Consider the following 14,560-nt stretch of genomic DNA (forward strand, 5'->3'; position numbering starts at 1 on the left):
CGTCGCCGACGGCACGGGGGGTGCCGAGGGAACACTGTGGAGGAGAGATGACGGAACCGGTGTGGGGACCCGTGCATCGGGACATCGTCGACCTGCTCGCCGACCATCCCGCCGACGTGCCGGCGGTGGTCGACCACCTCACGAAGCTCCAGGACCTGCTGGTCCGGCTGCCTCCGCTGGAGGCGAGCTGCCCGCTGGCCGACTTCAACAGGCTGTACCTGACGATCACCGAGAGCGTGCTGAACGGCCTCTACGACGACCGGTTCAACGATCCGGTGTTCCTGTCCCGGCTGGACGTGGAGTTCGCCGCCCGCTACTTCGACGCGATGCGGCTGTGGACCGACTCCAGCCCGGGCATGCCGAAGGCGTGGGCCTGCCTCTTCGAGCGGATGCGTGGCCCGGACGCCCGTCCGCTGCCGTCGGCGGCGGCCGGAGTGAACGCGCACATCAACTTCGACCTGCCGTTCGCGCTGGTGACCACGTTCGACAGCCTGGAGTCGGAGCCGGTGGACGGCACCGACCAGCACCGCGACTACCTGGAGATCAACAACATCTTCGCGGACAAGATCCCCGGCCTGCGGCGCGGCTACCTGGAGCGGTGGCAGCTGCTCATCGACATGGTCAACGGCGACATCGACGACTGGTACCAGGGGGAGCTGGTCGAGTACACCCGCGACGTCGCCTGGCGTAACGCGCAGAAGATCTGGCGGTGCCGGCACGACCCGGCCGCCCACGAGTGCGAGCGCGCGCGGCTGGACGACACCGCCGCGGCGCTCGGCCGGTTGCTGCTCTCGCCCCTCGGGGCGTTCCTGCAGTAGCCGGGACGGGGGGTCCCCGCGCTCCGCCCGAACCGGCACGAGGCGGAGCGCGGGGACACGTCCCCCGTCGGACCAGGGTTCGTCCGCCGGGGGGCGTCGGGCCCGTGGTGGGGGGCGTTCCGGCCGGCCGGGGGTACGCCGGGTCGGGGCGCAGGGTTCGCGGGTCGGCCGGCCCGGGGGGTGTCGGCCGGCCCGCACGGGGTACGCCCGCGCCATGAGTCACCCGGCCCGTCGGCCCGCCGCCCGTCCCCGTTCCCGTTCCCGTTCCCGTTCCCGGCCCGTCGCACCACCCCGTCCCGCCCGACCGGGCGACGTCCGTCGCGTCGGCCGGGGCGGCGCGGGATGACCGGAGAGGTTCGCCGGTTCGCGTTCCGCTTCGACCCGGCCTTCCGGCCGGCGCTCGCGCTGCTCGGCGTCCGGCCGGCAACCGCCTGGGTCGACGTCGCCCCGGACGAACTGGTGGTCCGGTTCGGCCCGTGGCGGCTGCGCACCGCCCGGCGCAACATCGTCGGCGTCGCGCCTACCGGGCCGTACCGCTGGTGGCGGGGGATCGGCACGCGCCTCTCGCTCGCCGACGCCGGCGTCACCTTCGCCAGCAGCACCGTCGCCGGGCTCTGCCTGCGCTTCGCCCAGCCGGTGCCCGCCCTGCTGCCCGGCGGGTTGCTCCGGCACCCCGGCGTGACGGTCACCGTGGCCGACCCCGACGCCCTGGCCAGGGTGCTTGCCGCGTCCGAGGGCGACTGAGCCGTCCCGGCTTCACCGTTCCGGCGGGTGGCCGGCCGGCGACCGCCTACGGTCGGGTCAGGACCGCCGAGCGTAGCTTGGCGACCGCCGTGGCGGCCTGCACCAGGTGGGGACGGGACATGCGTGACGAGCACGGGCCGAGGTCGCGGCGCACGCGTGGTCGCCGGCCGTCGCCCGCCGGCCCGCCACCGGACCTGCGCGCCGCCCGGGACCCGACCCGTTCCGGCGACAGCGCCGGCCACCCGGTCGTCATACCGGAGGCGCAGGCCAGCCCTACCCGGCCCGCCGCGCCGCTGAGCCCGCTGCGCCGGTGGTTGTTCGCGCACCGGGTGCAGCCGGTCGGCCCCGAGGCGGCGGAGGGACAGGCCCGCTCGCACCCGTGGTGGCAGGTCATGTGCCTGACCGGGGTGGACTACTTCTCCACCCTGTCGTACCTGCCCGGCATCGCGGCGGTGGCCGCCGGGGCGCTCTCCCCGCTGGCCACGCTGCTCATCGTCGCGCTGACGCTGTTCGGCATGCTGCCCATGTACCGCAGGGTGGCCCGGGAGAGCCCGCACGGGCAGGGCTCGGTGGCGATGCTGGAACGGCTGCTGCCGTTCTGGCGCGGCAAGGTATTCGTGCTGGTGCTGCTCGGTTTCGTGGCCACCTCCTGGATCATCACGATCACTCTCTCCTCGGCCGACGCCACCGTGCACCTGCTGGAGAACCCGTACGTGCCCGAGCACCTCGGCGGCACGGGCGTCGCCGTCGGGGTCACCGTCGTGCTGCTGCTCGTCCTCGGCGGGGTCTTCCTGCTCGGCTTCCGGGAAGCGGTAGCGGTGGCCGTCCCGCTGGTCGCGGTCTTCCTGGCCCTGAACACGGTGATCGTGGTGGACGGGCTGGCCGGGATCGCGACGGACCCGGGGACGCTGGCGGACTGGACTGCCGCGCTGACCGCCGGTGGCGGCCCTGGCGAGGTGGCGGTGACCGCCGTGCTGGCGTTCCCGCTGCTGGTGCTGGGGCTTTCCGGCTTCGAGACCGGGGTGAGCATGATGCCGCTGGTGGCCGGCGCCGGGGCGGACCGGGCGGCGCGGCTGGCGGCGCGGATCCGCAACACCCGCCGACTGCTCACCACCGCCGCGCTGGTCATGTCGGTGTACCTGATCTCGACCACCCTGGTCACCACGGTGCTCGTTCCCGCCCGGGAGTTCGAGCCGGGCGGGGCCGCGAACGGCCGGGCCCTGGCGTACCTCGCCCACCAGCGGCTCGGCGAGGCATTCGGCACCGTCTACGACGTCAGCAGCGCGCTGATCCTCTGGTTCGCCGGCGCCTCGGCGATGGCCGGCCTGATCAACATCGTGCCCCGCTACCTGCCCACCTACGGGATGGCGCCGGAGTGGGCCCGGGCCGTGCGGCCGGTCGTGATCGTCTACACCGTGGTCAGCGTCGCGATCACCCTGGTGTTCCGGGCCGACGTCAACGACCAGGCCGGGGCGTACGCCACCGGCATCCTCGCCATGATGGTCTCCGCCGCCGTGGCGGTCACCATCGCCGCGGCCCGCCGCCGGGAGCGCGTCGCGGCCGGCGGCTTCGCCGTGCTCACCCTGGTCCTGCTGTACGCCCTCGCCGAGAACGTCGTCGCGAAGCCGGACGGCATCGCCATCTCCGTGCTGTTCATCCTCGGCATCGTCGTCGTCTCGCTGGTCTCGCGGGTGACCCGGACCACCGAGCTGCGTACGGAGCGGATCGAGTTCGACGACCGGGCCCGGCGGTTCATCGGCGACTCGCTGGCGCACGACGGGCGGCTGCACCTCATCGCCCACAAGCGGGCCGGCGGCGCGGTCAAGGAGTACACCCTCAAGGAACGGGCGCAGCGGAGCATGAACCCCGTGCCGGGCGAGGGCGACATCCTCTTCCTGGAGATCGACGTGGTCGATCCGTCCGAGTTCAGCCAGGTGCTGCGGGTGCACGGCGTCCAGGTGGGCGGCTTCCGGGTGCTGCGGGCCAGCAGCCCGGCGGTCCCCAACGCCATCGCGGCGATCCTGCTGGCGCTGCGTGACGCCACCGGCGTGCGCCCGCACGCGCACTTCGAGTGGTCGGAGGGTAATCCGCTCGCGCACCTGCTGCGCTATCTCATCCTCGGCCGTGGCGACACCCCGCCCGTCGTACGGGAGATCATCCGCAAGTCCGAGCCGGACCCCGCCCGCCGGCCCGGCATCCACGTCGGCGGCTGACCCGGCATCAGTTGTAGGGAAGGGTCCCTTCCTTGCACCGCTGCGCTGGTTGGTGCCTGCCGAGGTGAACAGTACGCTTATTCATGTTCGCCGGACTTGCCCGTTTATCGCCCGTATCGTGAGCCTCCGGTGGCTGTCGCGACGTCAGCCGCCCCGCGTCCGGTTCGACCCGGACGTGCCACGCACGCGAGAGGCAGGGAAGCCTGATGACGACGTATCAAGGGGGCCGGCGGGCAGCACCACCCAGGCGGCGGTCCCGGTGGTTCTTAGCCGGCGGCCTCGTGGCCGGCAGCCTGGTGGCGGGAGTGGCCGGGGTGACCGGTGCCGCAGCCGCGGCGGGTGACCGGGACCGACCTGCCGCCTCGGAACTGCCGTCGGTGGTGCTGCGCGGCGACGACTCCGGTGAGTGGGACCGCGACGACCGTCGCGAGCTGAATCGCGGTGACCTCGGCGCGCAGGGCTGGCAGGAGCCGGGCGAGGGGCGCCGCGACGGACCGGCCGGGGAACGCCCCGGCGGGCGGGATGAGCAGGAGCGCTCCGGGCCGGCGGAGCAGGGGTCCCGGATCGGGCACCGCCCGGAGGTGGCGGTGCCGTGCGACTCCGCGAAGCTGATCTCGGCGCTGGTCCGGGCCAACGCCGAGGGCGGCGCCGACCTGAGGCTGGCGTCGAGGTGCACGTACGAGCTCACCCACGCCTTCCAGCAGCCCGACGACTACGACGGCGGGATCCGTGACGCCCGGGAAACCGCCGACAGCGCGGAGAACCCCGGCGATGCCGAGGCGCCACCGCGCAACCCGCAGCACGACCGGGCGGGGCTACCCGTCATCTACCACCCGATCACCATCCGGGGCGAGGGGGCCACCATCGTCCGGGACACGCACGCCGAGGCGTTCCGGTTCTTCACCGTGCGCGACGGCGGGGAACTGACGCTGTCCGACGTCGTGCTCCGCAACGGTCTGTCCGCCGCCGAGGGCGGCAGCATCCACGTAGTGCACGGCGCGTCCGCCGTGGTCGAGCGCACCACCGTCATCGGCAGCACCTCCCTCTCCGCGGAGGGGGGCGGCGGAGGGATCTTCAACGACGGCCACCTGGTGGTCACCGGGAGCACGTTCGTCGACAACCACGCCGCCGGCACCGCGGGCAAGGGCGGGGGCCTGCTCAACGGTGGCGTGCTGAGCCTGCGTACCTCGGAGTTCCGGGGCAACAGCGCCGTCGCGTACGGCGGCGGCTTCGGCAACTACCGGGGTGCGGCCGAGGTGCACTCGAGCACCTTCGCGCGCAACAACGCGACCCAGGGCGGCGGTATCGCCAGCTTCTCGGCCCGTACCCGGGTCGCCGACTCGAAGGTGGTGGACAACACCGCCCAGACCGGCGGCGGCATCGCCAACTCGGACGCGCTGATCTTCCTGCGCGGCCTGGAGGTGCGCGACAACACCGCCACGGGCAACGGCGGCGGCATCTCCACCGTCCAGGGGCTGGTCCCGGTCGACGACAGCGTCGTGGCTGGCAACACGGCCCGGGGCTCCGGCGGCGGGATCTTCGCCGAGAAGTCGAACCTGCTGGTGCGCTGGAGCGAGGTCGACCGCAACCACGCCGTCGGCGCGAAGTCCAAGGGCGGCGGTGTCTTCGCGAAGCTGGGCCAGGTCTCCCTCTTCTCCAGCCGGGTGACCGGCAACGGCGCCACGGTGAAGCCCGGTGGCCTGTTCGCGGACAAGGCCCGGGTCAAGGTCGACGACGAGACCGACACCATCGAGAACGAGCCCACCAACTGCGAGGGCGCCACGGCGCCGGTTCCGAACTGCTTCCGCTGACCCTCGGTGGGCCGTTCCGGACGGCACGGCCCACCGCGGCAGCCGGCCCCGCCAGCCGATCACCGTGATCGTGCCGGCGGGGCCGGCTGCGCACTGCCGCGTCGAGACCGAGAGCCCCAGCCTCCTAGGATGCCGTAAGCGGTGTGCGGCCCACCACGAGAGACCAGGCCTTGCCGGTGGGCCCGACCAGGGGTCGACGAAGGAAGAGCGCCGCCCGACCAAGGGCCCGCGCGAACAGGGCGGCCCGACCGGGGCGCCGAGGGAACAGGGCGCGACCGTCGGTCATGGCAGACCCGGACGGGTCGGGTGGAGGAGACGGCACAGCGGTGCCGGACATGGTCCGGCCCGCGCCCAGGGGCGCGGGCCGGACGGGGCTGGTCCTACTTGGAGGGCTGGGGCAGCTCGCAGTCGACCTTCGGGTTGGCCCCGATGTAGTTCAGCGGCCCGGCCACGATGGTCACCAGGATCGTGCCGGCCTCGGCACAGTTCGTGTCGTCGCCGCTGTAGTAGCCGCGCTGCCCGGCGGCGACCGCGCCGATGATCAGCCAGATGACGACCAGGACTCCGAATATCGACGTGCCGCGCATCGCTGCCTCCGCAAGGGTGTGGTGTATTGAGGTGCTGGGCGTTGTACCCACTCGCGGCGAACGGCTAACGGCGCCGCCGATCGACGCCCGCCGCCCGGCACGCCCGGCGCACCCCGCCCCGGCCGCCCGGAGCACCCCCGCCCTGGCCACCCGGCACGCCGTGCCCGTCTCGGCCGCCGGGACGGCCGAGCACGGGACCCGTCCGGACCGGTGCGGGCGCGTCCGGCTATCGGATCGGCGACCGACCGCGGCGCGCGGCGGCCGGATGGGCGTAGAACTGCGTCACGACACGGCGCAGGAGGACACGATGGACGCCCGGACACGACACCTGTACGTCGACCGTCCCGACGACGTCGCCACCGCCGCCCGCGCGCTGGCCGGCGGTGCGGTCGTAGCGGTGGCCTTCGGGAACTTCTACGCCCTCGTGACCCGCCCGGAGACCGCCGCCGTACGTCGGCTCAACCTGGCCAAGGGGCGGCCCGCCGACCAGATCGGCAGCATCACCGCGGCCCCCGGACGGATCCCGGCTATGTTCGACTGGTCGCGGGTGCCGTCACGGCTGCCCGGGAGGCGGGTACGGCAGCTCATGGACGCGCTCCACGGCGCCGGCCCGTTCGGCTTTCGCGGCCCCGCCGCCGCCCGGCTGCCCGCCCACCTAACCCAACACGACCGGGGCGTACGCACCACGCAGGTGATCGCGCCGGGGCTGGCCTGCCCGTCGAACGCGTTCCTCACCCGGGCGGCCGCCGAGGCCGGGGTGGACCACCTCCACATCACCTCGGCGAACCGCTCCCGGCACCTGACAGGCGCCGAGGAGGAACCGGCGCACTGGACGGCCGAGGGCATCGCCGCGGATTTCGCCCACCTCGACGAGCTGGTGGTGCTCGCCCACCGGGACGAGGCGGCGGCGCGGGCCGCGTACCCCGGGCACCTGCCGACCTCGGTGACGCTGTTGTCATTCCACGCCCCGGGTGGCGAGCTGGAAGAGCCGCCGGTGCTGACTGTGGACCGGCACGGCTCGCTGCACCTCGACGAGGTGCGTCGGGCCGCCGCGCCGCTCGGGCTCCAGGTGCGGCTCGGCCCTGCCGCCGGGCGGCGTCTACAGCCCCGGACGTATGCGGCAGCGCTGGTCTGACGCGGCCCTGAAAGCCGACATCGCGGCGCCCGTGGGTGGGGCACCGCGATGTCGACGTTCGGTGGGTCGGCCGGGTGGGGGCACCGGAACCGGTGCCCCCACCCGACGCGAACCAGGGGTACGGCAGTCGGGGCGACGCCGCTCAGGCGTCCGTGCGGCCCACCGGGGTGGGCAGGGCAACGGATGCCTCCTGCGGAGCTCCGGCGAGCACCTTCGCCTGCTGCGGCCAGGTCGTCAGGCTCGGCGCGGCCCGCAGCCCGGCCGCCCGGATCGTCTCCCGCAGGGCGGCCTCGTCCAGCTCCGCCAGCTGCCGGTACGTCCGGATGCCGGCCGCCTGCAGCGCCGCGGCCATCTTCGGGCCCACGCCCTGGATCCGGCGGAAGTCGTCGTCGGCGGCTTCGGATCCGGTCGTGGCCGGGGCCACCTCGCCGCGCGGCACCGGCACGACCACCGGCTCGACCGGCGTGTTGGCCGGCGTCGGCTCCGGTTCGACGGGTGCGTCGGCGGCCGTGACCGGCTCGGCCGGGGTGGCGGCCGTGGCTGGGGTGGCGGGAACCGGCTCCGGCTCGACCGGAGCGTCGGCCGGCTCAGGGTCGACGGAGGAGGCGGCCACGGGAACGGGCGCGACCTCCGGCTCGGCCGGGGTGGCGGAAACGGGCTCGGTTTCCGGTTCGGTCAGGGTCTCGCTCGCGGGCGTCGTCGAGGCGAGGACCGCCGGCACGGGCTCGGCCACGGCGGTGGGAACGGGCTCCGGCTCGGTGGCCGGGGTGGGATCCTGCGCCGGTCGACGGTCGACAGGGCCGGTCACCTCGGCCGCCGCCGGCAGCACGACCTCGTGGTCCGGCCGGGCGTCAGTGGCGGTGGCGAGCGGTGCGGGCTCGGTGTCGGGCGCCGGCACCGGGTCACCGGTCAGCGCCATGTCCGCCGGGTCGACGTCGGTGCGGGACGCGTCGGCCGTGACGACCGTGGCCGGGGCAGCGCCGAGGGGCGCCGGGTCGGCGTCGGTCGAGGCGTCTGCTCCGGGAGCGTCGGGGGCACGGTCGGTGACCGCGTCCGGCGTCGGATCCACGGTCACCTCGGGCCGCGGCTTGTCCAGGGTCGCGGCGGAAGGCGGGTCGACCACCACGGCGGTCATGCCGGCGACCGGATCACCGTCCACGGTGGGCGATGCCTGCGCGGCGGTCGCCGCGTCCTGCCGGCCGCGCCAGAACCAGCCGCCCGCCAGACCCACCACCAGGGTCACGATCAGTATCAGCCAGTGCCCGAAAGACCACGCCACGGCAAACCTCCCTATCGTTCATGTCCGGAAACCCGCGAGAAAAACTCGCCGCAGCTTCGCACACGTCGGGTGAGGCTGACCGGCAGGACCGGGTGCGAGCAGTGCCGGCGGGACGGGGTTGCACCGGCGGTGTCCGGCGGGCGACGGAGGGTCGCCGTCCGCAGGCCCGCGCGGCGGGTCGGGCACGCGAAACCCCGGCGCCGCCGGGGGCGCCGGGGTCCCGGTCGGACGGTCAGTCCTCCTCGCCCCGGTAGCTGTAGAAGTCGTCGACGAACCGGCGCGCGAGCCTGGGTACCCGGCTGGTGACGCCGAAGTAGCCGCGCGCGCCGAGCAGCGCGAGCCGGCCGACGACCGGCTTGTACATCCGGTCGTCCCCGTTGGTGCCGCTGCGGTTGAGCGAGTCGGCGACCCGGGCGAACCCGTACGGCACCATCGCGGCCTCGTAGTCGGCGACCGCCTGGAGCAGCGTCTTGTCGCCGGTCGCGGCCAGCCGGAGTTGCCGGGAGAGCAGCGCGGCGTCGCGCAGGGCGGTGTTGGCGCCCACTCCGCGTCCCGGCGTCATCGTGTGGATGGCGTCGCCGAGCAGGGTGACGGTGCTGCTCTTCCACGGCGGCACCGGCTCGCTGGTGGTCACCCTGATCGGCAGGGCGCTGCCCGGGTCGCTGCGGGCGAGCAGTTCACGCAGGTTCGGGTGCCAGTTGCGGGTGAGCTGTAGGGCGAGCAGGACGAGATCCTCGCCGCGCCGCTGCATGACGTCGGCGGGGAAACGGCGGGCGGTGCTCCAGACGACCAGGTTGATGTTGTCGCGGGTGTTGTCGTGGCGCAGCCCGGGCCAGCCGCGCAGCAGTTCGGCGTCGGGGGGGTCGACGCCGGGTTTGAGCACGCCGTCGCGGTCCCACTTGAACTCCATGACGTGCAGCACGCCCATCATCCCGCCGGTGCCGAAGATCAGCGAGATGCCCTGCTCGATCCGTTCCGGCAGGAGTCCCCGGGTATGCGGGGTCAGGGGGATCCGGGTGGCGATGTTGATGGTGCCGGCGTCGCGGGTGACGGCGTGTGGCAGGTACTGGCGGCGTACCGCCGATCCGGTGCCGTCCGCGGCGACGAGCAGGTCGCCGGTGGCGGTGCTGCCGTCGGCGAAGTGCGCGGTCACGGTGCCGTCGTCGCGTTGGTCGTACCGGGTGAAGGTCTTGTCGAAGTGGACCACGTCCTCCATGCCGGTGAGCAGGACCTGGCGCAGGGTCATCCGGGCCACCGACCGTTCGGTGTTCACCGGGTCGGTGTCCGGCCGGAGCGTGAACGACGCCGTGCGGCGCATCCCCTGCGTGATGACGTTGAAGTAGCGGGGGGAGCGGGCGCAGCTGGCGAGGTAGACGTCGAACAGGGCGGGCGGCAGGCACTCGCGCAGCGCGCGGCTTCCGGTCGGCCCGATGCCGACCCGGTAGCCGAGCAGTCCCTCGCCGCGGGTGCGGTACCGCTCGTAGACGGCGACGCTGATTCCGGCCCGGCGCAGGCCGTGTGCCAGGCACAGCCCGCCGGTGCCGGCGCCGATGATCAGGACGTGGGGTGCTCTGGGCGACATGCCGGCCGTCCCGCTCAGCCGGCCGCGTGCGAGGACGCCGCGTCGGCGGCGTCCCACCGGTAGAAGCAGCCCGCGATCGCGTCGCGCGGCGATCGCCAGGTCGGCAGGTACGGCGTGGTGTGCGCGGAGAGCCGTTCGTTGACCTGGCGGTAGAGCGGGTGGTTGCGGGCGTCGGCCAGCGCGCCCGGATCCACGTCGGCGGTCTCCATCAGGTGTACGCACAGGTCGTGCAGGCAGTACAGGGACCGGTGCCGGACCCCGGTGAGGGCGGGTAGTTCGGTCGCGTCGGACTCGGCGAAGATCTGCGCCACCCGACCCTCCGCGCCCGGGATGATTCTGCTGACGATCAGTAGACGGCTCATGGGACCCCTCTCGCCGGTGGCGCTCCGCGACCATGTCGGAGACCGCAGACTGTTGTGCGGCCCACGGTGCCCGGGCGGGTGTCACCTGTCCGTCACACGCGCAGCCGCGCCGGTGACGCCGTCGCGGCGGGCGCGGGGGGCGACCTGGTTGGACGGAGCCCGGCGCGGCCCTGCCGGGGCGTCGCGGGTGGCTTCCCGGATCGGCGCGAGGGTGTCGTCGAGCAGCGCGGTCATCGCCGCCGAGGGTTCCAGCCGCAGTTCCCGCAACAGCAGGTCGCGGTAGACGTAGAAGGCGTGCACGGCCTCGAAGGCGTTGCCCTCGGCGAGGTGGATGCGGACCACCAGCCGGTGTGGCGTCTCACGCAGCGGCTCGGCGGCCATCGCTTCCAGGGCGGCTTCCAGGGCGGCGCCGTGGCGGCCCGCCGACAGGTACTGGCCGGCCAGTTCCTCCAGCATGTGCAGGCGCAGTTGGCGTAGCCGTTCCCGGTCGGCCAGCACCCAGTCGTCGTACCAGCCGGGGAGCAGGTCGTGCCGGCCGGCGGCGAGCACCGCGGCGGCGCACGGGTCCTCGCCGTCGCGCACCCTCGCCGCCGTGCCGACGAGCGCGTCGACGTCGACCCGGACGACCGGGCCGAGGGAGACCGTGTCGCCGGAGGTGGTGATCGGGCAGCACGGGTCCTGGCGCAGCCGCCACAGCGCGGTCCGCAGGGACGACAGCGCGCGGTCCTCCGACGTGTCCGGCCAGAGCAGGCCGGCCAGATGGCTGCGGGTGGCGCCGGGACGCAGCCCGATCAGCGCGATGACCCGTTGCAGGCCGCGCGGCACCACGACCGGCACGTCGCCGTGCAGCAGCCGGAACCCGCCGAGCAGGTGCAGCGAGATCTCGGCGCCGGGACGACGTCCGGTGGTCGGCGTCGACGGATCAGCGGCCACGGCGGCACCCCCTGCGGAACGCTCGTCCCGACTCGTCTGCTGTCCCCGGCGCGGCTGCCCATGACCCCACTGTCGGATCGCTCCGCCGCGGCACGGCGTCGCACACGCCGCGGCCGCCGGGCTGACCGTCACGAAGGTTATCAATCGCGGTCACTCTCGGTCAATATTCTGGGCAGGATCGCGCTTGCCTGTCAGCATCCACGAAAACCGTTCCGAACTGCGGTTAGTCCACTCCGGTTGATCGGTGTCGTACAGCGGATGCACAGCCTGCGTCAACCCAGCGTCACGAGCTGGGGTCGCCGCTCGGCGGTCGCCGGTGACGCCCCCGTGACGCCCGTGGCCGCATCGTGTCGCCAGTCGTCCGGCTCGGGCGGCGCCGTCGTCACCGACGCCGGATGCCGTGGGGGGAGGCCCATCCATGGACCGTTCACTGATCGTCGCGAAGGTGGTGCCGAGCGCCGAGGCGCGCGTCGCCGAGATCTTCGCCGAGTCCGACGCGACCGAACTGCCGCGCCTGGTCGGGGTGCGGCACCGGTCGCTCTACCGGTTGGGTGATCTATACGTGCACCTGCTGGAGACGGAGGCGCCGGGCGGGGGAGCGGTCGAGGCGGCCCGGGGGCACCCCGAGTTCGCCCGGGTCAGTGCCCGGCTGCGGCCGTACGTGTCGCCGTACCTGCCGACGTGGCGGGAGCCGCGCGACGCGATGGCCCAGTGCTTCTACCGCTTCGACGCCACGCCCGCCGGGAGGCCGTCGTGACCGCCACCGCACCCCGCGAGGGGCAGCTCTGGTCCCGGTGCGGCGGCTGCGCCACCCTGCTGTACCGCAAGCGGCTGCGGCGCAACCTCGACGTCTGCCCCGAGTGCGGCGCACATGCCCGGGTCGCCGCGCCCGAGCGGCTGCTCCAGCTCGTCGACCCGGGGTCGTTCACCGCGCTGCCGGACCGGCCGGCCGAGGTCGACCCGATCGGCTTCGTCGACCTGCTGCCGTACCCGCACCGGCTCACCGCGGCGCGGGCCGGCACCGGGCTGGCCGAGGCGGTCGTCTGCGGCACCGCGACCGTCGGTCGGCATCCGTGCGTGCTCGCCGTGATGGACTTCCGGTTCCTCGGCGGCAGCCTGGGCTGCGTGGTCGGGGAGCTGATCACCCGGGCTGCCGAGCGGGCCCTGACCGACGGGGTCCCGCTGGTCCTGGTCACCGCCTCCGGCGGGGCGCGGATGCAGGAGGGCGCCCTGTCGCTGATGCAGATGGCCACGGTCAGCCAGGCGATCGCCGCGCTGCGGGAGGACGGCCTGCTCACCGTCAGCGTGCTCACCGACCCGACGTACGGGGGCGTGGCCGCCTCGTTCGCCACCAACACAGACGTGGTGCTCGCCGAGAACGGCGCGCGGATGGGCTTCGCCGGTCCCCGGGTGATCCGGCAGGTCACCGGCCGGGACCTGCCCGAGGGCTTCCAGACCGCCGACTTCCTGCTCCGGCACGGCCAGGTCGACATGGTGGTGCCCCGGCACGCACTGCGGGGCCGGCTGGTGGCGCTGCTCGCCGCCGCTCGGGCCGTTCGGCGGTCCGCGTCCCGTCCCGCCGTACCTCGGCAGGAGCCGTCGCCGCTGGTGGCGCGGCCGGCCGGCGGCGCCATCGCCGAGACGGCGCCGGGCGGCGACGCCTGGGAGACGGTCCGGCTGGCTCGGCACCCCGGACGCCCGACCACGCTGGACTACCTGGAGACGGCGTTCGACGGCTTCGTCGAGCTGCACGGCGACCGGCTCGGCGCGGACTGCCCGGCCGTGGTGGGCGGGCTGGCCCGCCTCGACGGCCGGCCCGTCATGGTGATCGGGCACCAGAAGGGACACACCACCGCCGAGCTGGTCGGGCGCAACTTCGGGATGGCGAGCCCGGCCGGGCACCGCAAGGCGCTGCGGTTGATGCGCCTCGCCGCCCGACTCGGCCTGCCGGTGGTCACCCTGGTCGACACCCCCGGGGCGGACCCCGGCGTGAGCGCAGAGGAGCAGGGCCAGGCGGCGGCCATCGCGGAGAACATCCTCGCCCTGACCGTGCTGCCCACCCCCGTCGTCGCCGTGATCACCGGCGAGGGCGGCAGCGGCGGCGCGCTGGCCCTCGCGGTGGCCGACCGGGTGCTCATGCTCCAGCACGCCGTCTACTCGGTGATCAGCCCGGAGGGCTGCGCCGCCATTCTCTGGCCGGACCGGGGGGCCGCCCCGCAGGCGGCCCGCGCGTTGCGACTGACGGCCCCCGACCTGTGCCGGCTCGGGATCGTCGACGACGTCGTGCCCGAGCCTGCACCGGCCGCACACCACGATCCAGGGGCTGCGGCGCAGGCGCTGCGCGAGGCGGTGCTGGCGCACCTGCTGCCGCTGCTCGACGTGCCGCCCGCCACGCTGGTCCGCCGCCGGCGGCAACGTTTCCGGCGCTTCGGCGCCGCCCGCTTCGGCGCCCGGGCGGGGGCCCGGTGAGCGCCGGCGGTATCCCGGTCGACGCCCCGCCGTCGGCGACCGACCCGGAGGCGACAACCGCTCGGTCGGTGCCCGGCACGCGGCCGATGCCGCCCGCGCGCCCGACGCCCGACTCGTACCCGACCCTCGACGTGAAGCCGGGGCACGGCGTTGAGCCGGCGACCGGCCCGGAGCCGGGCCGCGATGCGGACACCGTGCTGGCCGGGCTGCGGCGGCACGCCCGGCACCTGGTCGCCGAGCTCGCCGGCCCGCTGCGGCGGGTGCGGCTGCGCAGCGGCGACACGGTGCTGGAGGTGGAGTGGCACGGTGCCGCCCCCGCCGAGGTCGAACCTGTCGCGGCACGCCCCGCGCGCCCGCCGGCCGTCGCGGAGCCGCCCGGCCGGTACGCCGTGCGCTCGCCCATCGTCGGCACGTTCTACCGGGCGCCGGAGCCGGGCGCCGCGCCCTTCGTGGCCGTCGGTGAGCTGGTCCGGCCCGGGCAGGTCATCGGCATCGTCGAGGCGATGAAGCTGATGAACGAGGTGACCGCCGATCGGGGCGGCCGGGTCGCCGAAGTCCTCGCCGCCGACGGCCAGCCGGTCGAGTACGACCAGCCGCTGGTCGCGCTGGACATGGCGTGAGGGGCGG

Annotated in this window: 13 protein-coding genes; 8 read left to right on the forward strand and 5 right to left on the reverse strand. The window is 74.4% G+C overall.

The annotated features are described in order from the left end of the window. The first annotated feature begins 47 nt into the window (after positions 1-47). From GA0070608_RS22910 to GA0070608_RS22925, 4 genes are all read left to right on the forward strand, one after another. The gene (locus tag GA0070608_RS22910; RefSeq protein ID WP_091630562.1) at positions 48-818 is read left to right on the forward strand and encodes a DUF5995 family protein; all 771 of its coding nucleotides are present in this window, start codon (positions 48-50) and stop codon (positions 816-818) included. A 342-nt stretch (positions 819-1,160) separates the two neighbouring features. After that, the gene (locus GA0070608_RS22915) at positions 1,161-1,562 is read left to right on the forward strand and encodes a hypothetical protein (RefSeq protein WP_091630563.1); all 402 of its coding nucleotides are present in this window, start codon (positions 1,161-1,163) and stop codon (positions 1,560-1,562) included. 119 nt (positions 1,563-1,681) lie between these two features. Beyond that, positions 1,682-3,775, forward strand: coding sequence for an amino acid transporter (locus GA0070608_RS22920; protein ID WP_218107566.1), 2,094 nt, complete (start codon positions 1,682-1,684; stop codon positions 3,773-3,775). Positions 3,776-3,981: 206 nt separating this feature from the next. Next, on the forward strand, positions 3,982-5,586 hold the full coding sequence (locus GA0070608_RS22925; protein WP_091630564.1) for a right-handed parallel beta-helix repeat-containing protein: 1,605 nt from the start codon (positions 3,982-3,984) through the stop codon (positions 5,584-5,586). Between the two features lie 380 nt (positions 5,587-5,966). Here GA0070608_RS22925 and GA0070608_RS22930 read toward each other — a convergent pair whose 3' ends face one another. Continuing rightward, a complete protein-coding gene (locus tag GA0070608_RS22930) occupies positions 5,967-6,173 on the reverse strand; it encodes a hypothetical protein (RefSeq protein WP_091630565.1) in 207 nt (68 codons plus the stop codon). A 307-nt stretch (positions 6,174-6,480) separates the two neighbouring features. Between GA0070608_RS22930 and GA0070608_RS22935 the strand changes: the two genes are divergently transcribed. Continuing rightward, a complete protein-coding gene (locus GA0070608_RS22935) occupies positions 6,481-7,308 on the forward strand; it encodes a hypothetical protein (protein ID WP_141719533.1) in 828 nt (275 codons plus the stop codon). 142 nt (positions 7,309-7,450) lie between these two features. On the opposite strand, the gene GA0070608_RS34365 is transcribed toward GA0070608_RS22935, so the two are convergent. The 4 genes from GA0070608_RS34365 to GA0070608_RS22955 all read right to left on the reverse strand — a co-directional run bounded on the left by GA0070608_RS34365 (position 7,451) and on the right by GA0070608_RS22955 (position 11,464). After that, entirely contained in the window at positions 7,451-8,587 is a 1,137-nt protein-coding gene (locus tag GA0070608_RS34365; RefSeq protein ID WP_091630567.1) for a helix-hairpin-helix domain-containing protein, read from the reverse strand. A gap of 232 nt (positions 8,588-8,819) precedes the next feature. Further along, entirely contained in the window at positions 8,820-10,169 is a 1,350-nt protein-coding gene (locus GA0070608_RS22945) for an FAD-dependent oxidoreductase (protein WP_091635898.1), read from the reverse strand. Between the two features lie 14 nt (positions 10,170-10,183). Beyond that, positions 10,184-10,531, reverse strand: coding sequence for a TcmI family type II polyketide cyclase (locus GA0070608_RS22950; RefSeq protein ID WP_091630568.1), 348 nt, complete (start codon positions 10,529-10,531; stop codon positions 10,184-10,186). An 81-nt stretch (positions 10,532-10,612) separates the two neighbouring features. Beyond that, complete coding sequence (locus GA0070608_RS22955; protein ID WP_091630569.1) at positions 10,613-11,464, reverse strand: AfsR/SARP family transcriptional regulator; 852 nt, start codon at positions 11,462-11,464, stop codon at positions 10,613-10,615. A 418-nt stretch (positions 11,465-11,882) separates the two neighbouring features. On the opposite strand from GA0070608_RS22955, the gene GA0070608_RS22960 reads away from it, so the two are divergent. The 3 genes from GA0070608_RS22960 (at position 11,883) to GA0070608_RS22970 (ending at position 14,553) form a co-directional block, all read left to right on the forward strand. Beyond that, the gene (locus GA0070608_RS22960) at positions 11,883-12,221 is read left to right on the forward strand and encodes a TcmI family type II polyketide cyclase (protein WP_091630570.1); all 339 of its coding nucleotides are present in this window, start codon (positions 11,883-11,885) and stop codon (positions 12,219-12,221) included. Continuing rightward, on the forward strand, positions 12,218-13,933 hold the full coding sequence (locus GA0070608_RS22965) for an acetyl-CoA carboxylase carboxyltransferase subunit alpha (RefSeq protein ID WP_091630571.1): 1,716 nt from the start codon (positions 12,218-12,220) through the stop codon (positions 13,931-13,933). The genes GA0070608_RS22960 and GA0070608_RS22965 overlap by 4 nt, the downstream gene beginning before the upstream one ends. Positions 13,934-14,019: 86 nt before the next feature. Beyond that, complete coding sequence (locus tag GA0070608_RS22970; protein ID WP_091635902.1) at positions 14,020-14,553, forward strand: acetyl-CoA carboxylase biotin carboxyl carrier protein; 534 nt, start codon at positions 14,020-14,022, stop codon at positions 14,551-14,553. Positions 14,554-14,560 lie beyond the last annotated feature (7 nt).

It is taken from the genome of Micromonospora peucetia (assembly GCF_900091625.1).
Lineage (GTDB): Bacteria > Actinomycetota > Actinomycetes > Mycobacteriales > Micromonosporaceae > Micromonospora > Micromonospora peucetia.

Coding starts and splice junctions, on each gene's coding strand:
- GA0070608_RS22925 (WP_091630564.1), top strand. CDS start 3,982: ATGACGACGTATCAAGGGGGCCGGCGGGCAGCACCACCCAGGCGGCGG.
- GA0070608_RS22915 (WP_091630563.1), top strand. CDS start 1,161: ATGACCGGAGAGGTTCGCCGGTTCGCGTTCCGCTTCGACCCGGCCTTC.
- GA0070608_RS22920 (WP_218107566.1), top strand. CDS start 1,682: ATGCGTGACGAGCACGGGCCGAGGTCGCGGCGCACGCGTGGTCGCCGG.
- GA0070608_RS22945 (WP_091635898.1), bottom strand. CDS start 10,169: ATGTCGCCCAGAGCACCCCACGTCCTGATCATCGGCGCCGGCACCGGC.
- GA0070608_RS22960 (WP_091630570.1), top strand. CDS start 11,883: ATGGACCGTTCACTGATCGTCGCGAAGGTGGTGCCGAGCGCCGAGGCG.
- GA0070608_RS22930 (WP_091630565.1), bottom strand. CDS start 6,173: ATGCGCGGCACGTCGATATTCGGAGTCCTGGTCGTCATCTGGCTGATC.
- GA0070608_RS22950 (WP_091630568.1), bottom strand. CDS start 10,531: ATGAGCCGTCTACTGATCGTCAGCAGAATCATCCCGGGCGCGGAGGGT.
- GA0070608_RS22970 (WP_091635902.1), top strand. CDS start 14,020: ATGCCGCCCGCGCGCCCGACGCCCGACTCGTACCCGACCCTCGACGTG.
- GA0070608_RS22910 (WP_091630562.1), top strand. CDS start 48: ATGACGGAACCGGTGTGGGGACCCGTGCATCGGGACATCGTCGACCTG.
- GA0070608_RS22935 (WP_141719533.1), top strand. CDS start 6,481: ATGGACGCCCGGACACGACACCTGTACGTCGACCGTCCCGACGACGTC.